This is a genomic window from Pseudomonas sp. 2822-17, from assembly GCF_002742485.1.
Lineage (GTDB): Bacteria > Pseudomonadota > Gammaproteobacteria > Pseudomonadales > Pseudomonadaceae > Aquipseudomonas > Aquipseudomonas cyclaminis.
Genome location: NZ_LJRZ01000300.1, coordinates 61,529 through 83,888, shown reverse-complemented (window position 1 = coordinate 83,888; position 22,360 = coordinate 61,529). Strand labels below are relative to the sequence as shown.

The window sequence follows — 22,360 nt, the reverse complement described above, 5'->3', positions numbered from 1 at the left end:
CTTGGTGTTTACGAGGCGATGGGCGGCGCACGGCTGCGGGCGCCGGGGAAGATGCTCTGCCGGGCATGGCCCAGGCGCGTGGCGGGGGAGAGGGCATTGGCCGGCGGCGGGGTACCGAGGGCCACGAATGAAAGGCTGCCGGGCAGGGCAGGGCAACTGAACAGCAGGTCGCAATAACCGCACTTGGCCCAGAGCGCGTGATGGTCGTTGGGGGCTTTGGGGTGATGGGATTCGCCGTGGTCGCCCGACATGTCCATATCCATGGACATGCTCATCGGCATCGACATACCGGCGTGATGATCCATCGGCATCGCTTGGGAAATCAGCGGACCGATAAAGATCATCAGCATGGCGAACAGGCTGATCCAACTGCCGCGCTTCACGCGGTGATGTGGAGAGAGCCTGGCGCGGGGGGCGCCCATCGAGTGTTGGCCTATTGGGCGTGCTTATGCGCGTGGGCGGCCATCGGCGGCACTTTTTGGACCGACACTTGCACCTCGACCTTGCCGGATTTTTCAAAGGTCAGGGTGAGTGGGAATTGCTTGCCATCGGCCAGCAGGCTGCGGTCTTTGAGGCCCAGCAGCATCACGTGGTAGGCCATGGGCGCGAAGGTCAGATCGCCCTTGGCCGGTACGGCAACGCTGGGCACTTGCTGCATCTTCATCAGATCGCCCTGCATCACATGCTCGTGCAGCTCGGCTTTGTCGGCCACGGGCGTGTCGACGCTGAGCAGGCGATCCGGGGTCGCCCCGGTGTTGTGAATCACAAAGTACGCCGCGACGGTGGGCGCATTGGGCGGCAACTCCTGGGACCAGGGATCGCTGACCAGCAGGTCGCCGGCCTTGTAGTCTTCGGCATTGGCGGCACTGAACACCGGCAGCAGCAACGCGGCCAGAAGCAGGGAAGATTTGAGCATGGCAGTTCTCCAGAACGGTTCTAAACGCAGTTCACTTGCGAAGAAGATCAGACCGTTGGAGAGGCGCGGGGGTTGAGGCTCGGCCATTGCTGGCGCGGGGTAGGGGTTTGCAGTGGGGGTTGTGGCTGACGCGGTACGGCTTCAAATCGCGTGAGATACAACTGCGGCACATGCCCCGGCAACGCCACCAAAGGCGCCGAGCCCGAGCAACACCAGCAATGCTGCATGGTGGAATGATCGTCCTGTTGCGGCGCCGGAATGTCCAGCTTGCCCAGGGCAATCGTCTTCAGGCTTGCGCCATTGGAAGAACAGAACCCGCCCCACATCAGTTGCTTGACCGGGTCGTCGGCCTGCTGCATCGCAGCGGCCATTGGCATGGCAAACGCGTTGAACAGCACTGCAAGGCAGGCGATCCAGGCAATTGCAAAGCGTTGACGGGCCATGGCGGACAATCCGTAGGGTTAAACGATCAGGCGGGTATTTAGCCTGATCGGGGGGGATAAGTAAAAAGCGGCGGTGTGGTTTGGTGTCGCAGCAGAATCACACCGCCGTGGCGTGAAGCTTGAGGCCCAACGCTTTCATCACTTTCATGATAGTCGCGAACTCGGGATTGCCAGTGCTGGAGAGGGCTTTATATAAGCTTTCGCGTCCGAGGCCGGCGTCGCGAGCAATTTGGGTCATGCCTTGGGCGCGGGCGATATTGTTGAGCGCTGAACGAATCAGCATTCCGTCACCGGCGTCCTCTTCGAAAGAGGCTTCGAGATACTCCGCCATGTCCTCAGGAGTCGTCAGATGCTCGGCTATGTCGAAATCTTTAAATTGAGTCATGGGTCACTCCTTTTTATCAAATTCTTCGGCAATTTCTTTAGCTCGCTCGATGTCGCGTTTTTGCGTTGATTTATCGCCACCTATCAACAGTAGATAAATCACCTCACCTACACGTTTGAAGTACACCCGATATCCAGGACCATAGTGGATGCGCATTTCGGATACGCCATTTCCGACGTTTTCGCAGTCTCCAAAATTGCCCATTCTTGCGTTATCCAATCTTGTAAGTACGCGTCCATGGGCGGGTTTACTGCGTAGCGAATAAAGCCATTCCTGAAACTCATCAGATCTCTTGAAGTGGATCATCTCAGATCGTATTCCTTGGGATACATGTTGGCAAGTTGCGACGCGCTGCAAAAGCAGGCATCCCCATCGCGGATGGCTGACGCGAAACCGCGAGCGGGGAGGTTAGGTCGAGGGCTTTTGGCTGAGCCAGCCAGCCTGTTCGGAAGTGTTTGTAGGGGGATTCGACTTTTGGTGGTGCAGCCTGATAGCTGGCTGTTCACCTAGCCGACGTATTCAGTACCGAAGACCTGCTGGTCAACCTTAGCGAAACACGGGCATCGGCCAGCGCGTTGAGCTGCGACTTGGCTTTTGACCTGGGAGAGGAATTGCTTGCAGATCGCGTGCACGGCGGCGTTGGGCAGCCGACAGCCACGAGCCGCTAGCACCACAGAAAACAAGGTGGGAGGGGGCTTGCCCCCTATAGCGCTATGTCAGTCGCTGATTTGCTGGCTGAACCACCGCCATCGGGGGGCAAGCCCCCTCCCACATTTGAACTGTGTTGTTCAGAGAGAGTGGATTGCCTGTAGTACCGCTGCGACCGTTGGGAACTCCCGATCCACCGCCGCCAACACCGGCCGCTTCAACACCAACACCGGCACCCCGCGCTCGCGCGCCACTTCCAGCTTCGGCTCGGTAGCCGTGCTGCCGCTGTTCTTGCTGATCAGCACATCAATCCCGCGCCGTTCAAACAACTCTCGCTCGTTTTCGATCAAAAACGGCCCACGTGCGCCGATCACTTCACAGCGCTCGTTGCCCGGATACACATCCAGTGCCCGCAACGTCCAGAACTGGTCGGAGGGGATTTCATCGAGGTGCTGCAACGGCTCTCGGCCCAACGTGAACAGCGGCCGCTTGAAGGGTTTCAAGGCTTCAATCAGCTCGGCCCAATCACCGACCTCTCGCCAATCATCCCCGGCCAGGGGCTGCCATGCCGGGCGTCGCAATGCCCAGCACGGTACACCGCTCAACTGTGCCGCCTCGGCGGCATTGCGGCTGATCTGCGCGGCATACGGATGGGTTGCGTCGAGAATCAGGCTGATCCCCTCATCCCGGACAAACCGCGCCAAGCCCTCTGCGCCACCATAACCACCGACCCGCACTTGGCAGGTCAGATCGGTCGGCACCCGCCCGACACCGGCCAGGCTGTAGATATGTTCCGGGCCCAATGTCCGGGCGATGGCCAGCGCTTCGGTCACGCCGCCCAGCAGCAAGATGCGTTTCATAGCGGCTTGACCACTTCCAGCAGCGTAATCGGCAACGCCTGGCGCCACGTATCAAACTCCCCCAACGGCTGGGCCTGGGCTACGTGAATGCGCGTCAGCTCACCGCCATGTTGAGCGCGCCAGTTCATCAAGGTCATTTCACTTTGCAGGGTCACGGCGTTGGCCACCAATCGCCCACCGGGCCGCAGGTGCTGCCAGCAGGTGTCGAGTACGCCCTCACGGGTGACGCCGCCGCCGATAAAGATAGCGTCGGGTGCGGTAAGGCCATGCAACGCCTCAGGGGCTTTGCCACGAATCAACTGCAAACCGGGCACGCCGAGGGCATCGCGGTTGTGTTCGATCAGGCCTTGGCGGCCTTCGTCTGCTTCAATCGCCAAGGCGCGGCAGCTTGGGTGCGCACGCATCCATTCGATACCGATTGAGCCACTGCCCGCGCCCACGTCCCACAGCAGTTCGCCGGGCATAGGGGCGAGGCGGGCGAGGGTCATGGCGCGTACATCGCGCTTGGTCAGTTGGCCGTCGTGCTGGAAGGCGCAATCGGGCAAGCCCGCGAGGCGCGACAGACGCGGTGTGTCGCTGGAGGCCAGGCAGTCGATGGCGACCAGGTTCAAGTCGGCAACCGAGGCGTGTTGCCAATCTTCAGCCAAACCGTCAATGCGCCGTTCATCCGCGCCGCCCAGGTGTTCAAATACCGTCAATCGGCTGGGCCCGAACCCGGATTCGGCCAACAACGAAGCAATCAACGCAGGGCTGCCGCCGTCATTACTCAGCACCAGTAAGCGCACGCCCGTGGCCAGATGTGCATTGATCGCCGCCGCTGGCCGGGCGACCACGGACAGTGTCACCACCTCCTGCAACGGCCAGCCCAACCGCGCTGCCGCCAACGACACCGACGACGGTGCCGGCAAAATCAGCAGTTCTTCAGCCGCCACCTGCCGCGCCAGACTGGCTCCCACGCCATAGAACATCGGGTCGCCGCTGGCCAGCACACACACTGGCGTGCCGCGTTGTGCCAGCGCCGGCTCCAGGGAAAACGGGCTCGGCCACACCTGGCGTTCCCCCCGAATACACACCGGCAGCAGGTCCAACTGGCGCTGAGCACCTATAATCCGCGTGGCGCGCAACAGGGCATGCCGGGCATTTCTGCCCAGGCCCTTGAAGCCGTCTTCACCGATGCCTACAACCGTCAGCCAGGGCGACATATCAATTCCTTGAACGACATCCGACGGGCAGGCTTTTCATGCCGCCGGACAAAGCAGGCATAATACCGCGCCTTTACCTGTGAACCGGTAGCCCCGTGAACCCAACGCCCACTCTGAATACCTTGCGCCCCTCGGCTTGTCCGGGGTTGCTGCGTATTGTCCAGGCGTTGGATGGCGGTATCTGTCGGATCAAATTGGCCGGTGGCTCGATCACCAGTGCGCAAGCCGACGCCGTGGCCGAAGCCGCCCAGGCCTATGCCGGCGGGGTGATCGAGGCGACCAACCGCGCCAATCTGCAAATACGTGGGATCGGCGCCGGGCAGGATGCGCTGATTGCCAGGCTGCTGGCCGCAGGCCTCGGCCCGAGCAACGCTGGCGGTGACGATGTGCGCAATCTGATGCTCAGCCCCAGCGCCGGTATTGACCCGCAGATGCTGTTCGACACCCGCCCGTTGGCCGGGCAGATCCTCGCCACCTTGCAAAACCACCTGCGTTTCCATGCGCTGTCGGCCAAGTTCGCCGTGCAGTTGGATGGCGGCGAGGATCTGGCGATGCTCGAACATCATCACGATCTGTGGCTCTCGGCGTTCGTGCGCAATGGCGAGACGCTGCTCGCGTTCGGTCTGGCCGGCTGTCCGGGGCTGGATGCGCCACTGGCAGCGGTGCCATTGGAGCAGGGCCACGCACTGGTGGTGGCGGTGCTGGACGCCTTTCTCGACCTCGCCACCCCAGAACAAACACGCATGCGCCATTTGCCTGTGGATAACTTGCTGAGCCAACTGCGCCTGCCGCTGTTGCCGGTCGACGGCTTCAAACGCCCGCCCAGTGGCGCCTTGCTGCACCTCGGGACTTATCCACAGGCGCAGAAGAATCAATTCTATGTCGCGGCCATCGCCCCCTTGGGTCGCCTGGATCCGACGATGCTCAGGGGCGCCGCACAACTCGCTCGCGACTACGGTGACGCCACCTTGCGCTTCACTCCCTGGCAAGGCGTGCTGCTGCCCAACGTCGAAAAACCTCACGCCGTGAGCGAACGCCTGGCGCAACTGGGCTTTCTCTGTTCCATCGACCAACCCCTGGCGCGCCTGACCGCCTGCACCGGCTCCAGCGGCTGCGCCAAGGCACTGGCCGACACCAAGGCCGACGCCCTGCAACTGGCCGCGCTGCAAGCCGGGCATGACGTGCATCTGACAGGCTGCCCACGTTCCTGCGCCGCCGCGCACACCGCGCCCGTCACCCTGCTGGCGGTGAGCCCAGGCCACTACGACCTCTATTTTCGCGATGCAGCCCACCCGGGTTTTGGCCGGCTGCACGCGCGCACTCTTTCCATTGAAGCGGCGGGCGCCCTGTTGCGCGCTTGTCCACGGAGCAACACCGATGATTGATTACATCCGCGACGGTCAGGAGATCTATCGCAACTCCTTCGCCATTATTCGAGCGGAAGCCAAGTTGGACCGCATCCCGGCCGATCTGGAAAAACTCGCGGTGCGAGTGATTCATGCCTGCGGCATGGTCGATGCCATCGACGGCCTGCAATTTTCCGAAGGTGCGGGCAAGGCCGGGCGCGATGCGCTGGCCGCTGGCGCGCCGATTCTGTGTGATGCGCGGATGGTCTCCGAAGGCGTGACGCGCACGCGCCTGCCGGCCAACAACGCGGTGATCTGCACCCTGCGCGACGACAGCGTGCCGGAACTGGCGCGGGAGCTGGGCAATACCCGCTCCGCTGCCGCCCTGGAGCTGTGGCGCCCGCACCTGGAAGGCAGTGTGGTGGTGATCGGCAACGCGCCGACCGCGTTGTTCTACCTGCTGGAAATGCTCGATGCGGGCGCGCCGAAACCGGCGTTGATCCTCGGTTTCCCGGTGGGTTTTGTCGGCGCCGCTGAATCCAAGGCGATGCTGGCCGCTGACAGCCGTGGGGTGCCGTTCGTGATCATGCAAGGCCGCCTGGGCGGCAGTGCCATGGCCGCCGCAGCGGTCAATGCGCTCGCCACGGAGGTGGAATAATGCCGGCACGCGGACGTTTGATCGGCCTGGGCGTGGGCCCCGGCGACCCGGAACTGATCACCCTCAAGGCCCTGCGCCTGCTGCGTGAATCGCCGGTGGTGGCGTACTTCGTGGCCAAGGGCAAGAAGGGCAACGCCTTCGGCATCATCGAGGACCATCTGGTGGCGCAACAGACCCTGATGCCGCTGGTGTACCCGGTGACCACCGAGGCACTTCCGGCGCCGCTGTCCTACGAGCAAGTGATCAGCGATTTTTATGACACCGCCAGCGTCGACGTGGCCGCGCATCTGGACGCCGGTCGCGATGTGGCGGTGATCTGCGAAGGTGATCCGTTTTTCTACGGTTCCTACATGTACCTGCATGACCGTTTGGCCGAGCGCTACGAAGCCCAGGTTGTTCCGGGCGTGTGCTCGATGCTCGGCGGCGCTTCGGTGCTTGGCGCACCGTTGGTGTATCGCAACCAGAGCCTCTCCGTGCTGTCGGGCGTGTTGCCTCACGATGACCTCAAGCGCCGCCTGGCGGATGCCGACGCGGCGGTGATCATGAAGCTGGGTCGCAACTTCCCCAAGGTGCGCCAGGTGTTGGAAGAACTCGGCCTGGCCGAGCGCGCGCTGTATGTGGAGCGCGCCACCATGGCCAACCAGAAGATCGTGCCGCTGGATCAGGTCGACCCGTCGTCGTCACCGTACTTCTCGCTGATCATCGTGCCCGGTGAACGGTGGCAAGGGTGATGAGTCCGGCGATTGTCATCCTCGGCCAGGGCAGCCTGGCGACCGCGCGCAGGATCCAGCAGGTTTACCCTGGCGCCGTGATCCACGGCTTGGCCGGGCGGGTTGACGGTGCGGACCAGGCTTACAGCGACTTCGGCGCCACCCTGCGTCAGTTGTATCAGCACGGCACGCCGCTGATTGCGCTGTGCGCGGCCGGTATCGTCATCCGCACCTTGGCTGCGCTGCTGCTGGAAAAAGGCGAAGAGCCGGCCGTGCTGGCTGTTGCCGAAGACGGCAGTGCCGTGGTGCCGCTGCTCGGCGGCCTGGGTGGCGTGAACGTGATGGCGCGGGACATCGCGGCCGCACTTGATGTGGCCGCTGCGATCACCACCAGTGGCGAACTGCGCTTCGGCACCTGCCTGCTCAACCCGCCGGCCGGTTATGAGTTGGCGGATCTGGAGCTCGGCAAGCGCTTCGTCTCCGACCTGCTGGCCGGCGAAAGCGTACGTATCGAAGGCGCGGCGCCGTGGCTGGGTCAAGCGAATTTGCCCCAGGACCAGCAAGCGCGCCTGGCGATTCACGTAGGCAGCGCCGAGCGCGTGCCGGCTGCCAATGAATTGCTGATCTATCCGAAGACGGTGTCAGTCACCTGCAAACCGGGTGTGGAGTTGGCTGCGCGGGTGCGAGCGGCGTTGCATGACGCAGGCATCGCCGTGCATTCCCTGGCGTGCCTGCTGGCCAGCGACACGCAGATGGCCGAGGCGTCGCTGCATGAAGCCGCATCGGCATTGGCGGTGCCGCTGCGTTTCGCCAGCGTTACCCAGGATGCCGACATCGTGATTGACGTCGCCGAGCAGCCGTTGGACCTGTCGCAGGTGGGCCGCCCGCGTGGCCGCCTCGCCGTGATCGGCCTCGGCCCAGGCGCCGCCGAGTTGATGGTGCCGGCGGTAAAGGCCGAACTGGCGCGCTGCACCGATGTGTTGGGCTATGAAACCTACGTGCGCATGGCCGGGCCATTTCGCGACGATCAGATTCAGCACTGCACCGACAACCGCGAAGAAATGCAACGCGCACGCCATGCCTTCGAACTGGCCGCTCAGGGCCGTTCGGTGGTAGTGGTGTCGTCCGGTGACCCTGGCGTGTTCGCCATGGCGGCGGCGGTGATCGAGGCGTTGCACGAGTCCAGCGATCCGGCCTGGCACCAGGTCGACCTGGAAATCCTGCCAGGTGTCTCGGCCTCCCTGGCCACCGCTGCCCAGGCGGGCGCGCCGCTGGGGCATGACTTCTGCGTGATGTCGCTGTCGGACAACCTCAAGCCGTGGTCGATCATCGAAAAACGCCTGGACCTCGCGTCCCAGGCCGACCTGGCCCTGGCGTTCTATAACCCGATTTCGCGGTCACGGCCGTGGCAACTGGGCCGTGCCCTGGAAATCGTCGCGTTGCACCGCACGCCGCAAACACCGGTGGTGCTGGGCCGCGATATCGGCCGACCGGGTCAGACCTTGCGTGTCACTACCCTGGGGCAACTCACTCCGGACCAGGTGGACATGCGCACCATGGTGCTGATCGGCTCGTCCACCACTTGCACATTCGCGCGAGCCGGTGGTGGTGAGTGGGTCTATACGCCACGCTGGTATGGTGAGAAACCCCTCTCCTGAAAATGGCCTGCTGGCTGTCAGAAAGCTCCGAATAACACAGGGATTACTCTGCTGTTGTTCGGGGCTTTTTCTTTTTTGTGCGACGAAAAAACGAAGGCTCGCAGGTGTCCCGTGTGATTGCTGGGCGCTGGTTTCAGGTGTGTCTTGCCAAGGGATGTTTGTCGCCTGGAACGCGCATCGGCCACTGGACTAGTGTGCAGGTAAGCCCCATGTGGGGTGCTTGTGGAGAACCGAAAATGGAGCAACATCACAGAAGGATCAACAACACAAAACGGCGCAAGTTGATTGCCGCCTACACATTGCCGAGGGCGCCTGGCGCGCAGCCCTCATTGCCGCCGCTCGACACGGGGGACGACTGCAACGCGGCAGTGGTCAACAACAGTGTGATGTCGTTCGCCGAGGGGCTGTCGGGCCTGAACCGGGAATACATCCGCAAAAGCTACCTGTTGGCCAGCAGTTACGTCAGTGATGTCTTGAAGACCCCGCGCGGTACCGAGGCCTGGTACGACGAATTTATCAAGGTGATGATCAGCCTGGGCTGGCTGCCGGTGCGCAGCCGTTTCGAGCGGGTTTCACATTCGGGTAAGGGCCTGTCGGTGCAATTGGCGGCCCTGAACATCATCGCCACGATGCTGGCGTCGATGTCGGTTTCGGGGCCATTGGTCGCGGCGCTGCCGAAACTGGCAGCCGATGCGTTGGAAGCCATGAAGCAGCAACCGGCGTCCTTCGAGTTGTTCAGGCGCAACAGTACGCTGCACCAGGGCGGTGATTTCGGCCTGGCGTCCTGTGTCGAAGCGGGCGGCGAATTGACGATGGTGCTGGTGACCTACAGCACCCAGAGCGTGAGCAAACAGGTGGGATTGCCGTTCCTTGAGTGGGACAGCGCTTCGGTCGAGGCCTTCAGCGGGCAGACCTGCCTGGTGCTGAGCACCTCGGTGGTCAACGAAAAAACCATCCAATTGATGCGCGAGAGTGCGGGCGACAAGGTGCAGTCGGCGATTGCCAAGTACCGGATCTAAGGCACCAGATAACCCCGTACGCCGGTAAAGATAATTTGCGCGGCAAGGGCGCACACAAACAGGCCCATCAACCGGCTGACAATCTGCAAGCCCTGGTCACCGAGAATCCGTTCGATACGGTTGGACAGATACAGCACCACGCCAACCGTGAGGCTGGCCAGGGCGATGCTGAGGATGGCGGTGATCTTGTCATCCCAGTGCGGCTGGCTGACGCCCATCACCAACAACGCACCGATGGTGCCGGGGCCGACGGTGAGGGGAATGGTCAGCGGTACGATGGTCACGTCCTGCTGCACATTGTCGGTCTGCACCGCTGACTTGCCTTGGGCCATGCCCAGGGCCGAGATAAACAACACACTGCCGGCGCCGATGCGAAACGCATCCACGGTGATGCCGAACACACTGAAAATCACCCGGCCGAACAGGTAGAGCAGCACACTCGACACCAGGGTCGCCAACGCTACCTTCCAGGCCAGTCGCCGGCGTTCTTTGCTGGAGTAGCCACGGGTCAGGCTGATAAAGCAGGACAGCACGAAGAACGGGCTGTAGAGCACCAGCATTTTCAGGTAGACGCTGAATAACACGTGGAGCATGGAGGTAGCTCGCGGCAGGAAAAGTGTGGAGAGTCTATCAGGCGGTACGCTCCAGGTCAGGAAGGCGCGTGCTCCGCCCGCTGTTGACGCTGCGCGACCCAGAATTCCACCAGTTCACGCAACTGCGACAACTCCACCGGTTTGGCCATATGCCCATCCATCCCAGCCTGGCGCGCGCGTTCTTTGTGTTCCGAAAGGATATGCGCCGTGAGCGCCACCACCGGTGTGCGAATGCGCTGGTGGCTGACTTCCCACGCCCGCAGCTGCTGGGTGGCCGAGAAGCCATCGAGGATCGGCATTTCACAGTCCATCAATACCAGGTCATAACGCTGGGCCTTCATCGCCTCCAGCGCTTCTTCGCCGTTGCTGGCGGTGTCCGGGTTGAGGTTGAGCTTGCCGAGCATGCCGCGAATCACTTTGGTGGAGATGCTGTTGTCTTCGGCGACCAGGATCTTGAAATCGCTGGGCACGGTAATCGCCGCCGGGGCGTTGAGTGAGACGCGCAGCGCCACGCCGCCTTTGCTGCGCTGGTTCAGCTCATCGGCCAGGGTGGTCTTGAGGGTGTAACCGGCGACCGGCTTGGCGAGGATGCGTTTGATCCCACAGTTGCGCGCGATGATCTTGCTTGGCGCGTTGCTGATGCCGGTGAGCATGATCAGCAGGATGTCGTGGTTCAGGCTCGGGTCTTCCTTGATCTTTGCCGCCAGTTGCATGCCGGTCATGCCGGGCATGTTCTGGTCCAGCAGCACGACGTCGAAGTAGTCGCGCAGGTGCGCCTTGGTGCGCAGCAAGGCCAGGGCTTCCTTGCCTGAGGGCACCGCGCTGACGTTCAGGCCCCAGGCGGTGCATTGCTGCACCAGCACTTTGCGGCAGGTGTCGTTGTCGTCCACCACCAGCACGCGGGCGTCCTTGAGCGGGCCATCGAGGTCGGAGGTGGGGTGCTCCAGGCGTTCCGGGTCCAGTGGCAGGGTCAGCCACAAGGTACTGCCCTGGTGACTGCCGCTCTTGATACCGAATTCGCCGTTCATCAACAGGATCAGTTGGCGGGCGATCACCAGGCCCAGGTGGCCGCTCAGACGGGTGGCCGAGAGGAAATTCTTGCTGTGCAGTTCGCTGTGCAGGAGTGCGTCGCGCTCGGCGGCTTCCATCGGCAGGCCGCTGTCCTGCACGGCAATGCGCAGGCGTGGCTTGGTGCTGCGGTCGTCCAGGGCGACCACGATCAGGACTTCGCCTTCATCGGTTTTGTGCAGGGCGTTTTCCAGCAGGCTCAGCATCGCCTGGCGCAGGCGCGTCGGGTCCCCGCTGATGACGCGCGGCACCTGGGGCTGGATAAAACTGATCAGCTCGACATTCTGCTGCTCGGCCTTGGCGCGGAAGATGCTCAGGCAGTCTTCGATCAGGGCATTGAGGTCGAACTGCACGTCATCCAGTTCGATCTGCCCGGATTCAAGCTTGGAAATATCGAGGATTTCATTGATCAGTGTGAGCAGCTCGTTGCCGGCGCTGTGGATAGTCTGCACGTAGTCGCGCTGCTTCACCGACAGCGGCGTGCCCAGCAGCAACTCGGTCATGCCCAGCACGCCGTTCATGGGGGTGCGTATTTCGTGGCTGATCTTGGCCAGGAACTCGGCCTTGGCGGCGATCTCGGCATTGCTGGCGGCCAGGTCGCGGCTGAGGCTGAAACGGGCCTCGACAATCGCACGCTGGCGTTCGCCCAGGGCCAGGCTCATCAACAAGCCACTGAGGCAGATAAACGCCAGCAGCGTGATGATCAACCCCTGAGGCGACACCATGGTCAGGCCCAGCAGGGCTGGGAGGATGATCAGCGTGCCAATGTTGAACACCACCATGCCCGCCACGAACAAGCGCGCCGGGCGGTAGCCTTTCTGCCAGTGGTAAGCCGAGACAAACAGCATGCTCAGGCCGGCCAGGGCCACCAGGGCGTAGGTGATGATGTTCAGCGGCAGGGTGTTGACGAACAACAGCAGCAGGCCGCACAGCACGATAAACAGGATGTCGGCCATCAACACTTTGTTCAGCGGGTGCGGGCCCAGGGGCATGAAGAAACGATAGGCGAACATCAGCCCGCACGGTGCGGTCAGCAGCAAGGCCAGGTAGGCGCCGGGGGTCTGGATTGCATGCCAGTTCGGTAGCCATGGGCCTACCAGGTTGAGCAGCAGCGCCAGGCTGAGCATCAACAGCAGTTCACAGGCCGCCAGCCACAGGCTGCTGCGCGAGCGGTGGTAAGCGAAGCGCGAGAGGTTGTGCAGGATCAGCATCAGCAGGCAGCCGAACAGCAGGCCGTAGATCAGCGTCTGGGTCTGGTCGGCGGCCGCCAGCACCGCCGGTTCCAGGGTGATATAGGGGCGCAGTTCGTGTTCCGAGACCAGGCGCAGGTAGACATCGAGAGGCTTCTGGCTCTGGGGCATTGGCAGCATGAAATCGCTGCTGGGTAGCGGGCGTTCCGCCTGGGGCTGGCGGGCGCCGGTGCTTTGTTGCTCGACCAGGCTGTCGCCGTCCAGTACATACAGGCTCAGGTGCGACAGGTCGGGGGCGAATACCCGCAGCACTTGCTCGTGCTTGCCGGGCTGCAGCTTGAAACGTACCCACAACGCACCGTCCGGCTGCGCAGCGGTCACGCGGTCCAGTTCGATGGGGCTGAATTGATTGGTGTAGCGTGGGGAACGGATGTCGCTCAGTTGCAGGTCGGCCTGTTCATCAAGCAATACTGCCCAACCACTGCCTTGTGCAGCGGCCTGGGCCGGGAACAAGCAGAGCAGTGTCAGCAGGCTGACAGTGAAACCTATGGCGATCCTGAGCCAGCGCACGGCGAAATCCCTTCGTAGGTTGATGCACGGGTTAACTATGCGCGGGGAGGCCTGTAGACGGCAAGGGCCAGAGGCCCTTGCCTAACCGAACGGATAGCTAGTGTTACTGAGTTTCGCCACGTTCACGGGCAATGGCGCGGTAGCCGATGTCCGTGCGGTAGAAGCAGCCTTTCCAGTCGATCTTCTTGGCCAGTGCATAAGCCTGTTGCTGCGCAGCGTCGACACTGGCGCCCATTGCGGTAGCGCACAGCACACGACCGCCGGCCGTCACAACCTTGTCATCCTTGAGCGCGGTGCCCGCATGGAACACCTTGCCTTCCAGCGTTGCGGCAGCATCGAGGCCTTCGATCACATCGCCTTTGGCGTAGTCGGCAGGGTAACCACCGGCCGCCAGCACAATGCCGACGCTCGGGCGTGGATCCCATTGTGCTTCAACCTTGTCCAGGGCTTGCGCCAGGGCGGCTTCCACCAGCAGGACCAGGCTCGATTGCAGGCGCAGCATCACCGGTTGGGTTTCCGGGTCGCCGAAGCGGCAGTTGAACTCGATGACTTTCGGGTTACCGGCCTTGTCGATCATCAGGCCGGCGTACAGGAAACCGGTGTACACATTGCCTTCGTCGGCCATGCCGCGCACGGTCGGCCAGATCACCAGGTCCATCACACGCTTGTGCACGTCTGCGGTGACCACCGGGGCAGGGGAGTAGGCACCCATGCCGCCGGTGTTCGGGCCAGTGTCGGCGTCGCCGACGCGTTTGTGGTCCTGGCTGGTGGCCATCGGCAGCACATTCTTGCCGTCGACCATCACGATAAAACTGGCTTCTTCGCCGTCGAGGAATTCCTCGATGACCACACGCGAACCGGCTTCACCAAACGCATTGCCGGCGAGCATGTCGCGCACGGCGTCTTCGGCTTCCTGCAAGGTCATGGCAACGATCACGCCTTTGCCGGCGGCCAGGCCGTCGGCCTTGATCACGATCGGTGCACCTTTTTCACGCAGATAGGCCAGGGCCGGCTCGATCTCGGTGAAGTTCTGGTAGTCGGCAGTCGGGATCTTGTGGCGCGCCAGGAAATCCTTGGTGAAAGCCTTGGAGCCTTCCAGTTGTGCAGCGCCAGCGGTCGGGCCGAAGCAGTCCAGGCCACGGCTGCGGAACAGGTCCACAACGCCAGCGACCAGAGGGACTTCCGGGCCGACGATGGTCAGGGACACGTTCTTTTCAGCAAAGTCGGCCAGTTGTTCAAGGGCCAATACGTCGATGGCGACGTTTTCGCACTTGGCTTCAATGGCGGTACCGGCGTTGCCGGGAGCGACGAAAACTTTCTGGACGCGCGGGTCCTGGGCAACTTTCCAGGCCAGGGCGTGTTCGCGGCCACCGCTGCCAATGATCAATACATTCATTTCAAAAACCTCAAATTCTGTAAGGCGCTGCACGAGCGCTTCAGTGTGGAGCTGAACTTATGTAGTGAGCGGGCTTGCCCCGCGCTGGGCTGCGAAGCAGCCCCAATCAACAAGAACGCAGGGCATCAGATACGGCGCGGATTGCTGTTTTGGGGCCGCTTCGCAGCCCAGCGCGGGGCAAGCCCGCTCACCACAAAGCCCTTTCCCACATTTGGATCAGTGACGGAAGTGGCGCATGCCGGTGAAGACCATGGCAATGCCGGCTTCATCAGCAGCGGCAATCACTTCAGCATCACGCATCGAGCCGCCCGGTTGGATCACGGCGGTCACGCCGGCCTTGGCGGCATTGTCCAAACCATCACGGAACGGGAAGAACGCATCGGATGCCATCACCGAACCTACAACCTGCAGGCCGGCGTGCTCAGCCTTGATCGCGGCGATACGCGCCGAGTTCACGCGGCTCATCTGGCCGGCGCCGACGCCGATGGTCTGGCGGTTCTTGGCGTAGACGATGGCGTTGGATTTAACGTATTTGGCCACTTTCCAGGCGAAGATCAGGTCGTTGATCTCTTGCTCGGTCGGGGCGCGCTTGGTCACGACTTTCAGGTCTTCGCTGCCGATCATGCCGATGTCGCGGCTCTGTACCAGCAAGCCGCCATTGACGCGCTTGTAGTCCCAGGCTGCAGCGCGGTCAGCCGACCATTCGCCACAGGCCAGCAGGCGCACGTTGGCTTTTGCGGCAACAATGGCGCGCGCTTCTTCGCTTACCGAAGGGGCGATGATCACTTCAACGAACTGACGCTCGACGATGGCCTTGGCGGTCTCGGCGTCCAGTTCACGGTTGAAGGCGATGATGCCGCCGAACGCCGACTCGGTGTCGGTGGCGTAGGCCAATTCGTACGCCTGGCGGATGCCGCCTTCAGCGTCCGGGCTCACGGCCACGCCGCACGGGTTGGCGTGCTTGACGATCACGCAGGCCGGCTTGACGAAGCTCTTCACGCATTCCAGCGCGGCATCGGTGTCGGCCACGTTGTTGTAGGACAGTTCTTTGCCTTGCAGCTGGGTCGCGGTGGCGATGCCCACTTCGGCAGGCTTGGCTTCCACGTAGAACGCCGCGCTCTGGTGCGGGTTCTCGCCGTAGCGCATTTCCTGCGCCTTGATGAACTGGCTGTTGAAGGTACGCGGGAACTGGCTGCGGCCTTCTGTGCTGAGGGTTTCGGCGGCCTGGTTCACGGTGCCCATGTAGTTGGCGATCATGCCGTCGTAGGCGGCGGTGTGTTCGAACGCCTTGAGCATCAGGTCAAAGCGCTGGGCGTAGGTCAGGCCGCCGGCTTTCAGGCTTTCGAGCACTTGGGTGTAGTCGCTGGCGTTGACCACGATGGCCACGTCTTTGTGGTTCTTGGCGGCCGAGCGCACCATGGTCGGGCCGCCGATATCGATGTTTTCGATAGCGGTCGGCAGGTCGCAGCCTGGCTTGTTGATGGTGGCTTCGAACGGGTACAGGTTGACGGCCACCAGGTCGATCGGCTTGATGCCGTGCTCGGTCATGATGGCGTCGTCGATACCGCGACGGCCAAGGATGCCGCCGTGGATTTTCGGGTGCAGGGTCTTGACCCGACCGTCCATCATTTCTGCGAAACCGGTGTAGTCCGCGACTTCTACTGCGGCCACGCCGTTGTCCTGCAGCAGTTTGAAGGTCCCGCCCGTGGAGAGGATTTCCACGCCCAGGGCTTCCAGCTCCCGGGCAAATTCGAGGATCCCGGTCTTGTCGGAGACACTGATCAAGGCGCGGCGGATCGGCAGGCGGGTAGTCTGGTCGGTCATTTCAATTTCCATCAAAAGCAAAGGAGTCAGCAAAAAAGGCGACCGGTTTTACGCGGGCGCCTTTCTGGTTTGATTGAATGCTTACAGCAAATCGTATTGCTTGAGCTTTTTGCGCAAGGTGCCACGGTTGAGGCCCAGCAGCTCACTGGCTTTGGTCTGGTTGCCCTTGACGTAGTTCATCACGCATTCGAGCAAGGGCGCCTCGACTTCGGAGAGCACCAGGTTGTACACGTCCGTGACGGAAGCGCCCTCAAGGTGGGCGAAATAATTATGCAGCGCCTTCTCGACACTCCCGCGAAGGGTCTGGCCTTCTTCGCTCGGCGTGTTGAGGTGCTGTTTCAAATTGACGTTGTCGCTCACGGGTGTTGTTCCACTCACTAAAGTCTCGGTCATCATCGTCATGCGGCCACCCCTTCTCCGTCCCCTGCTCTCAGGCTCTTGTCTCGTTCGGCAAAAAACTCACGAACGGCGGTGACCTGTGCTTGCGTTTCATCCAAACGATTGAATCCGGCGCGAAACTCCCTGGCGCCCGGCAGGGTTGCGAGATACCAACCCACATGCTTGCGAGCAATGCGCACGCCCATCACATCCCCATAGAAGGTGTGAAGTGCAGCCAGATGCTCAAGCAGAATACGTTCCACTTCGACCAATTTCGGCGCCGGCAAGACTTCACCGGTACGCAGGAAATACTCGACCTCACGAAAAATCCACGGGCGCCCTTGGGCGGCCCGGCCAATCAACAAGCCATCGGCACCGGTTGCGTGCAGTACGCGCCGGGCTTTTTCGGCTGAGTCGATGTCGCCATTGGCAAACACCGGCATCGACACCGCCTGCTTGATCGCGGCGATGGTGTCGTACTCGGCTTCACCGGTATACAGATCGGCGCGTGTGCGGCCATGGACCGCCAGCGCTGTAATACCTGCCTGTTCGGCGATCTTCGCCACCGTCAGGCCGTTTTTGTTGTCCCGGTCCCAGCCGGTACGGATCTTCAGGGTTACCGGCACATCCACTGCGGCGACAACGGCCTGCAGGATCTCGGCAACCAACTGCTCATCTTTCAATAGCGCGGAACCGGCGGCCTTGTTGCAGACCTTCTTGGCCGGGCAGCCCATGTTGATGTCGATGATCTGTGCGCCCAACTCCACGTTGGCTCGGGCCGCATCCGCCAGCATCTGCGCATCACCGCCGGCGATCTGTACCGAGCGGGGCTCGGGATCACCTTCGTGGATCATGCGCATCCGCGATTTGCGGGTGTTCCACAAGCTCATGTCGCTAGTGACCATTTCCGAGACTACAAGACCCGCGCCCAAACGTTTGCACAGCTGACGAAAGGGCTGGTCGGTGACACCCGCCATCGGGGCGAGGATCAAGCCGTTCTGCAATGTGTATGGGCCGATGCGTACCGCCGACATAGGACTTCCCTGTTGTGGGGCCGGATCATTAGAGTTCGAAAAAGGGTTGGCATGATACCCGCTCTCGATGACTGGATAAAGGCTGGATTGGATAAAATCTGAACAGTTATTTCTTTATCGCCGCCGGTTTGGATGCGCGGCGCCAAGTCAATAATCCACCGTCAAGCTTCGGTGAGTGGGTCGGTTCACTCGGGCGAGTGGAAGCTCAGGCTGTAATTCACGGCTTTGTTGCCCGGATCCAGGATGTCCAGGGAGATATGGATCGGGGTCTGCGATGGCATTTCGCTCACGCCGGCCAACTCGCCGCTGAGGTATTCGGCGGGTTTGAAGCGACGACTGGCAATCAGGCCGCCATTGAGGTCGGCAAAACGCAGCTCCAGCAGGGGGAAGGGCTGGGAGAACGTCGCGCGGTTGTAGATGATTGCATCCACCACCAGCGCCCCGGCGAATTCCGGGTGGCTGCGCACTACCAGGTTGCTGCTCTTGATGTGGGCGATATCGACCCGTGATGGCACCTTGCAGCCCAGTGTGGGGCACAGTTGCTGGAACCACGGGCGGTAAGCGTCCTGGCGCGCCAAGTCGTCGAACTGGTAGGCGATGTATTGGCCTGCCAACCCCGCGGCGGCGATCAGCACCAGCAGTATCCAGATTAAGCGGCGGCCCCAGCCCTGTGGGCGCTTTTGCGCGTACAGGTGCAGCGGGTCGTCTTCGAGGTCCTGGAGCAGTTCGTCGTGAACGCCAGCGTCGGGGCGCGGGCGCTTGCGACGCAACTGGGGGCGCTCCTCGGGTTCCGGCTCGTCCGCCGCCTGGGTGAGCGGAGTGAACGGTGGGTCGAGGTCTTCATCCTCGGGGGCTGCACGCAGTGGCGGCTCGTCGTCGATATCGTCGATGTGCTGCGACATGGACGGCTCGGTGCGCTGCTTTGTCGCAGGGGCGTTGCTCGGTTCCGACTCGTCTTCCGGGGCTTTGGTACGCTCTTCAGGCGGATCGCTGAACAGGCTGGCCGCCCATTTTTCCTCTTCGGCCTTGACGGTTTCGCGGCTGGCGCTGAGGGCGTCTTCCTTCTGGCGGCGCTCTGCACCCGGTTGGCGACGTTCCGCGCCCACGGGCAGCGTGTGCTGAATCTCGCGGCGCTCCAGCTTGGCCAGTTCTTCGTCCAGGTCCAGGTTGTCGAGGTCCAGCTCTTCGGCGGTCCACTGTTTCTGGCTGATGGCGCGGGGTGCCTCAGGGGGCATCGCGATTTCCGGTTGTTCAGGCGCCACGGCCTGGGCGCGCTGCTCCAGCAGCTGGCGAGCGGCGTTGAACACCTGCAGGCACGAGCCGCAGCGCACCACGCCACGGGCCACGCTCAATTGAGCGTGGTTGACGCGAAAGCGTGTTTGGCAATGCGGGCACTGGGTGACGAAACTGTCGGTCATGCGGCCATCCGATTCAGGCAAGCGCTCATTCTAGCGCCGACGCCCGCTGATGCGTACCCAGCCATCGCGGTTGGCGATCGGATCCAGCTCGAAATCCTGGGCATACGCGGCAGCAACGTCTTCGCCTTGCTCGGCGAGGATGCCCGACAGCGCCAGGCGCCCGCCCGGCTTGACCAGGCTCGACAGTTGCGGCGCCAGGGAAACCAGCGGCCCGGCGAGGATATTCGCCACCAGCACATCGGCCTGGACCTGCGGCAGGTCTTCAGGCAGGTAGAGTGGGAATTTATCTTCAGGAATATGGTTGCGCCCGGCGTTATCGCGCGAGGCTTCCAGGGCCTGCACGTCGATGTCGGTGCCCACGGCTTGCTTGGCGCCCAGCAACAGCGCGGCAATCGCCAGGATCCCCGAGCCGCAGCCGAAATCCAGCACGTGGCTGTCGGTCAGGTCCTGGCCGTCGAGCCATTCGAGGCACAATGCTGTGGTGGGGTGGGTGCCGGTGCCGAACGCCAGGCCTGGGTCCAGCAGCAGGTTCACCGCATCAGGCTCTGGTGCGGCATGCCAGCTCGGTACGATCCACAGGCGCTGGCCGAAACGCATCGGCTGGAAGTTATCCATCCAGCTGCGTTCCCAGTCCTGGTCTTCGATCACTTCGCTGTGATGCTCGGGCAGCGGGCCACCGGTGAGCAGCTCCATATGGGCCAGCACGGCGGCCGCATCGGTGCCGTCTTCGAACAGGGCCAGCAGGTGGGTGTGGGACCACAGCGGAGTGGTGTTGAGTTCCGGCTCGAAAATCGGCTGGTCTTCGGCGTCCATGAAGGTCACCGAGACGGCGCCCACTTCGAGGAACGCGTCTTCGTAGGTTTCGGCTTGTTCTGGGCTGATGGCGAGACGGACTTGCAGCCAAGGCATGGCGGGCACCTTTGAAAAAATGAGTGTGCGACGGCAGGGTCGCGAAAGGGCGCAAGTTTACGCGAGAGCAGGGCATAAGACGACTGTACTGACTGAACACAAATCAAATGTGGGAGGGGGCTTGCCCCCGATAGCGGTGGATCAGTGACAGATACTGAGACTGACACACTGCAATCGGGGGCAAGCCCCCTCCCACATTTGTACTGCGTATGGCCTGAAAGTTGGGGCCCGGAAACAACAAAGCCGCCCGAAGGCGGCTTTGTTGGTTGGAGCACTTACTGGTCGGCCAGTTTGTGTTCCAGGTAGTGAATGTTCACACCACCTTCGCAGAAGCCTTCATCACGAACCAGGTCCCGGTGCAGTGGGATGTTGGTCTTGATGCCGTCGACCACGATTTCGTCCAGGGCGTTACGCATACGGGCCATGGCCTCGTCGCGGGTCGCGCCCCAGGTGATCAGCTTGCCGATCAGGGAATCGTAGTTGGACGGAACCTTGTAGCCGCTGTACAGGTGCGAATCCACACGTACGCCGTTGCCGCCGGGCGCGTGGAAATGCTTGACCAGGCCAGGACTCGGCATAAAGGTTTTCGGGTCTTCGGCGTTGATCCGGCACTCCAGGGAGTGGCCGTGGATCTTCACGTCGGCCTGGGTGAACGACAGCACGTTGCCAGCGGCGATGCTCAGCATCTCCTTGACGATGTCGATACCGGTGACCATCTCCGAAACCGGGTGCTCTACCTGCACGCGAGTGTTCATCTCGATGAAGTAGAAGCGGCCGTTTTCGTAGAGGAACTCGAAGGTGCCGGCGCCACGATAGTTGATATCGATGCATGCCTTGACGCAGCGAGCCAGCACTTCTTCGCGGGCTTTCTCATCGAGGCCCGGTGCCGGTGCTTCTTCCAGTACCTTCTGGTGACGACGTTGCAGCGAGCAATCGCGGTCGCCCAGGTGGATGGCGTGGCCCTGGCCGTCGGACAGTACCTGGACTTCCACGTGACGTGGGTTGGTCAGGTACTTCTCCAGGTAGACCATCGGGTTGCCGAACCAGGCGCCCGCTTCGGAGCGGGTCTGCTTGGCGGCTTCGATCAGGTCTTCTTCCTTGTGCACCACACGCATGCCGCGACCACCACCGCCACCGGCGGCCTTGATGATCACCGGGTACCCGACTTCGCGACCAATGCGCAGCGCGGTTTCCTCGTCTTCCGGCAGTGGGCCGTCGGAGCCAGGAACGGTTGGCACGCCGGCCGCGATCATGGCGTCCTTGGCCGAGACCTTGTCGCCCATCAGGCGAATGGTTTCGGCTTTCGGGCCGATGAAGGCAAACCCGGATTTTTCTACCTGTTCGGCGAAATCGGCGTTTTCCGCGAGGAAGCCGTAGCCCGGGTGGATGCCATCAGCGCCGGTCACTTCAGCAGCGGCGATGATGTTCGAGACTTTCAGGTACGAGTTCGTGGCCAGTGGCGGGCCGATGCAGATGCTTTCGTCCGCCAGTTTCACGTGCATCAATTCGGTATCGGCCGTCGAGTAAACAGCGACGGTCTTGATGCCCTCTTCCTTACAGGCGCGCAGGATCCGCAGCGCGATCTCGCCGCGGTTGGCGATCAGGACTTTTTGCAGTTTCTTCGCAGGTTTCAACATCGAAGGCGCTCCGCGGTTCAAACGATGGTGAACAGCGGCTGGTCGTACTCAACCGGCTGACCGTTTTCTACCAGGATGGATTCGATGACGCCGGCTTTTTCAGCGGTGATGTGGTTCATCATTTTCATCGCTTCAACGATGCAAATGGTGTCGCCCACTTTCACGGTCTTGCCGACTTCAACGAAGGCTGGCGAGGTTGGAGCCGGGGTGCGGTAGAAAGTACCGACCATTGGCGACTTGACCACGAAGCCGTTCAGAACAGGCGCGGCCGGGGCAGCAGGTGCAGCAGCGGCGGCTGGCGCGGCGGCAGGTACAGCAGCCGGAGCCGGTGCTTGCATCTGTGGCGCGTAGAACTGTTGAGCCGGGGTCTTGCTGTGGCGGCTGATCCGTACGGACTCTTCGCCTTCCTTGATTTCCAGCTCGTCGATGCCGGACTCTTCCAGCAGTTCGATCAATTTCTTAACTTTACGGATATCCATGAATCATCAACTCCCAAGG

General features: G+C 62.1%; 22 protein-coding genes. 5 read left to right on the top strand and 17 right to left on the bottom strand.

The window, feature by feature from the left end; all coding sequences use genetic code 11:
• Positions 1 to 8: 8 nt before the first annotated feature.
• The 7 genes from AOA60_RS06005 to cbiE all read right to left on the bottom strand — a co-directional run bounded on the left by AOA60_RS06005 (position 9) and on the right by cbiE (position 4,454).
• A complete protein-coding gene (locus AOA60_RS06005) occupies positions 9 to 422 on the bottom strand; it encodes a DUF2946 domain-containing protein (RefSeq protein WP_099583621.1) in 414 nt (137 codons plus the stop codon).
• 11 nt (positions 423 to 433) lie between these two features.
• Positions 434 to 916, bottom strand: a complete 483-nt coding sequence (locus AOA60_RS06000; protein ID WP_099583620.1) for a copper chaperone PCu(A)C — start codon at positions 914 to 916, stop codon at positions 434 to 436.
• A gap of 47 nt (positions 917 to 963) precedes the next feature.
• Positions 964 to 1,359 carry a DUF2946 domain-containing protein gene (locus tag AOA60_RS05995; protein ID WP_099583619.1) on the bottom strand — a complete coding sequence of 132 codons (396 nt, stop codon included), beginning with the start codon at positions 1,357 to 1,359 and terminating at the stop codon, positions 964 to 966.
• 97 nt (positions 1,360 to 1,456) lie between these two features.
• Positions 1,457 to 1,744, bottom strand: a complete 288-nt coding sequence (locus AOA60_RS05990; protein WP_099583618.1) for an addiction module antidote protein — start codon at positions 1,742 to 1,744, stop codon at positions 1,457 to 1,459.
• Positions 1,745 to 1,747: 3 nt separating this feature from the next.
• Complete coding sequence (locus AOA60_RS05985) at positions 1,748 to 2,050, bottom strand: type II toxin-antitoxin system RelE/ParE family toxin (RefSeq protein ID WP_099583617.1); 303 nt, start codon at positions 2,048 to 2,050, stop codon at positions 1,748 to 1,750.
• 482 nt (positions 2,051 to 2,532) lie between these two features.
• Positions 2,533 to 3,252, bottom strand: coding sequence for a cobalt-precorrin-6A reductase (locus AOA60_RS05980; protein WP_099583616.1), 720 nt, complete (start codon positions 3,250 to 3,252; stop codon positions 2,533 to 2,535).
• Positions 3,249 to 4,454, bottom strand: coding sequence for a precorrin-6y C5,15-methyltransferase (decarboxylating) subunit CbiE (cbiE, locus tag AOA60_RS05975; protein WP_099583615.1), 1,206 nt, complete (start codon positions 4,452 to 4,454; stop codon positions 3,249 to 3,251). Before cbiE ends, AOA60_RS05980 begins: the two co-directional genes overlap by 4 nt.
• Positions 4,455 to 4,549: 95 nt before the next feature.
• Here cbiE and cobG point away from each other — a divergent pair, with 95 nt between their 5' ends.
• From cobG to AOA60_RS05950, 5 genes are all read left to right on the top strand, one after another.
• Positions 4,550 to 5,839: a precorrin-3B synthase gene (gene cobG / locus AOA60_RS05970; RefSeq protein WP_305887045.1), complete on the top strand. Its 1,290-nt coding sequence runs from the start codon at positions 4,550 to 4,552 to the stop codon at positions 5,837 to 5,839.
• Positions 5,832 to 6,458: a precorrin-8X methylmutase gene (locus AOA60_RS05965; protein WP_099583613.1), complete on the top strand. Its 627-nt coding sequence runs from the start codon at positions 5,832 to 5,834 to the stop codon at positions 6,456 to 6,458. The genes cobG and AOA60_RS05965 overlap by 8 nt, the downstream gene beginning before the upstream one ends.
• Positions 6,458 to 7,189 carry a precorrin-2 C(20)-methyltransferase gene (locus AOA60_RS05960; protein ID WP_099583612.1) on the top strand — a complete coding sequence of 244 codons (732 nt, stop codon included), beginning with the start codon at positions 6,458 to 6,460 and terminating at the stop codon, positions 7,187 to 7,189. Before AOA60_RS05965 ends, AOA60_RS05960 begins: the two co-directional genes overlap by 1 nt.
• Positions 7,189 to 8,826, top strand: a complete 1,638-nt coding sequence (gene cobJ, locus AOA60_RS05955) for a precorrin-3B C(17)-methyltransferase (protein WP_099583611.1) — start codon at positions 7,189 to 7,191, stop codon at positions 8,824 to 8,826. Before AOA60_RS05960 ends, cobJ begins: the two co-directional genes overlap by 1 nt.
• A gap of 236 nt (positions 8,827 to 9,062) precedes the next feature.
• Positions 9,063 to 9,845 carry a hypothetical protein gene (locus tag AOA60_RS05950; protein ID WP_099583610.1) on the top strand — a complete coding sequence of 261 codons (783 nt, stop codon included), beginning with the start codon at positions 9,063 to 9,065 and terminating at the stop codon, positions 9,843 to 9,845.
• Here AOA60_RS05950 and AOA60_RS05945 read toward each other — a convergent pair.
• The 10 genes from AOA60_RS05945 to accB all read right to left on the bottom strand — a co-directional run bounded on the left by AOA60_RS05945 (position 9,842) and on the right by accB (position 22,341).
• Positions 9,842 to 10,438, bottom strand: a complete 597-nt coding sequence (locus AOA60_RS05945) for a MarC family protein (RefSeq protein WP_003217330.1) — start codon at positions 10,436 to 10,438, stop codon at positions 9,842 to 9,844. The two genes, AOA60_RS05950 and AOA60_RS05945, sit on opposite strands and share 4 nt — an antisense overlap.
• A 56-nt stretch (positions 10,439 to 10,494) precedes the next feature.
• A complete protein-coding gene (locus AOA60_RS05940) occupies positions 10,495 to 13,266 on the bottom strand; it encodes a hybrid sensor histidine kinase/response regulator (RefSeq protein WP_099583609.1) in 2,772 nt (923 codons plus the stop codon).
• 103 nt (positions 13,267 to 13,369) lie between these two features.
• On the bottom strand, positions 13,370 to 14,662 hold the full coding sequence (gene purD, locus AOA60_RS05935; protein ID WP_099583608.1) for a phosphoribosylamine--glycine ligase: 1,293 nt from the start codon (positions 14,660 to 14,662) through the stop codon (positions 13,370 to 13,372).
• Positions 14,663 to 14,878: 216 nt separating this feature from the next.
• Positions 14,879 to 16,486 carry a bifunctional phosphoribosylaminoimidazolecarboxamide formyltransferase/IMP cyclohydrolase gene (purH, locus tag AOA60_RS05930; protein ID WP_099583607.1) on the bottom strand — a complete coding sequence of 536 codons (1,608 nt, stop codon included), beginning with the start codon at positions 16,484 to 16,486 and terminating at the stop codon, positions 14,879 to 14,881.
• Between the two features lie 81 nt (positions 16,487 to 16,567).
• The gene (gene fis / locus AOA60_RS05925; RefSeq protein WP_032890623.1) at positions 16,568 to 16,888 is read right to left on the bottom strand and encodes a DNA-binding transcriptional regulator Fis; all 321 of its coding nucleotides are present in this window, start codon (positions 16,886 to 16,888) and stop codon (positions 16,568 to 16,570) included.
• A complete protein-coding gene (gene dusB / locus AOA60_RS05920; RefSeq protein WP_099583606.1) occupies positions 16,885 to 17,898 on the bottom strand; it encodes a tRNA dihydrouridine synthase DusB in 1,014 nt (337 codons plus the stop codon). The genes fis and dusB overlap by 4 nt, the downstream gene beginning before the upstream one ends.
• 185 nt (positions 17,899 to 18,083) lie before the next feature.
• Positions 18,084 to 19,316, bottom strand: coding sequence for a DUF3426 domain-containing protein (locus AOA60_RS05910; protein ID WP_099583604.1), 1,233 nt, complete (start codon positions 19,314 to 19,316; stop codon positions 18,084 to 18,086).
• Between the two features lie 30 nt (positions 19,317 to 19,346).
• Positions 19,347 to 20,225, bottom strand: coding sequence for a 50S ribosomal protein L11 methyltransferase (gene prmA, locus AOA60_RS05905; RefSeq protein WP_099583603.1), 879 nt, complete (start codon positions 20,223 to 20,225; stop codon positions 19,347 to 19,349).
• Positions 20,226 to 20,500: 275 nt separating this feature from the next.
• The gene (accC, locus tag AOA60_RS05900) at positions 20,501 to 21,862 is read right to left on the bottom strand and encodes an acetyl-CoA carboxylase biotin carboxylase subunit (RefSeq protein ID WP_099583602.1); all 1,362 of its coding nucleotides are present in this window, start codon (positions 21,860 to 21,862) and stop codon (positions 20,501 to 20,503) included.
• A gap of 17 nt (positions 21,863 to 21,879) precedes the next feature.
• Complete coding sequence (gene accB / locus AOA60_RS05895) at positions 21,880 to 22,341, bottom strand: acetyl-CoA carboxylase biotin carboxyl carrier protein (RefSeq protein ID WP_099583601.1); 462 nt, start codon at positions 22,339 to 22,341, stop codon at positions 21,880 to 21,882.
• Positions 22,342 to 22,360: the final 19 nt, after the last annotated feature.

Bases quoted from the DNA above. Each gene is read 5' to 3' on its own strand.
- AOA60_RS06005 (WP_099583621.1), bottom strand. From the start codon at position 422: ATGGGCGCCCCCCGCGCCAGGCTCTCTCCACATCACCGCGTGAAGCGC.
- AOA60_RS06000 (WP_099583620.1), bottom strand. From the start codon at position 916: ATGCTCAAATCTTCCCTGCTTCTGGCCGCGTTGCTGCTGCCGGTGTTC.
- AOA60_RS05995 (WP_099583619.1), bottom strand. From the start codon at position 1,359: ATGGCCCGTCAACGCTTTGCAATTGCCTGGATCGCCTGCCTTGCAGTG.
- AOA60_RS05990 (WP_099583618.1), bottom strand. From the start codon at position 1,744: ATGACTCAATTTAAAGATTTCGACATAGCCGAGCATCTGACGACTCCT.
- AOA60_RS05985 (WP_099583617.1), bottom strand. From the start codon at position 2,050: ATGATCCACTTCAAGAGATCTGATGAGTTTCAGGAATGGCTTTATTCG.
- AOA60_RS05980 (WP_099583616.1), bottom strand. From the start codon at position 3,252: ATGAAACGCATCTTGCTGCTGGGCGGCGTGACCGAAGCGCTGGCCATC.
- cbiE (WP_099583615.1), bottom strand. From the start codon at position 4,454: ATGTCGCCCTGGCTGACGGTTGTAGGCATCGGTGAAGACGGCTTCAAG.
- AOA60_RS05965 (WP_099583613.1), top strand. From the start codon at position 5,832: ATGATTGATTACATCCGCGACGGTCAGGAGATCTATCGCAACTCCTTC.
- AOA60_RS05960 (WP_099583612.1), top strand. From the start codon at position 6,458: ATGCCGGCACGCGGACGTTTGATCGGCCTGGGCGTGGGCCCCGGCGAC.
- cobJ (WP_099583611.1), top strand. From the start codon at position 7,189: ATGAGTCCGGCGATTGTCATCCTCGGCCAGGGCAGCCTGGCGACCGCG.
- AOA60_RS05950 (WP_099583610.1), top strand. From the start codon at position 9,063: ATGGAGCAACATCACAGAAGGATCAACAACACAAAACGGCGCAAGTTG.
- AOA60_RS05945 (WP_003217330.1), bottom strand. From the start codon at position 10,438: ATGCTCCACGTGTTATTCAGCGTCTACCTGAAAATGCTGGTGCTCTAC.
- purD (WP_099583608.1), bottom strand. From the start codon at position 14,662: ATGAATGTATTGATCATTGGCAGCGGTGGCCGCGAACACGCCCTGGCC.
- purH (WP_099583607.1), bottom strand. From the start codon at position 16,486: ATGACCGACCAGACTACCCGCCTGCCGATCCGCCGCGCCTTGATCAGT.
- fis (WP_032890623.1), bottom strand. From the start codon at position 16,888: ATGACGATGATGACCGAGACTTTAGTGAGTGGAACAACACCCGTGAGC.
- dusB (WP_099583606.1), bottom strand. From the start codon at position 17,898: ATGTCGGCGGTACGCATCGGCCCATACACATTGCAGAACGGCTTGATC.
- AOA60_RS05910 (WP_099583604.1), bottom strand. From the start codon at position 19,316: ATGACCGACAGTTTCGTCACCCAGTGCCCGCATTGCCAAACACGCTTT.
- prmA (WP_099583603.1), bottom strand. From the start codon at position 20,225: ATGCCTTGGCTGCAAGTCCGTCTCGCCATCAGCCCAGAACAAGCCGAA.
- accC (WP_099583602.1), bottom strand. From the start codon at position 21,862: ATGTTGAAACCTGCGAAGAAACTGCAAAAAGTCCTGATCGCCAACCGC.
- accB (WP_099583601.1), bottom strand. From the start codon at position 22,341: ATGGATATCCGTAAAGTTAAGAAATTGATCGAACTGCTGGAAGAGTCC.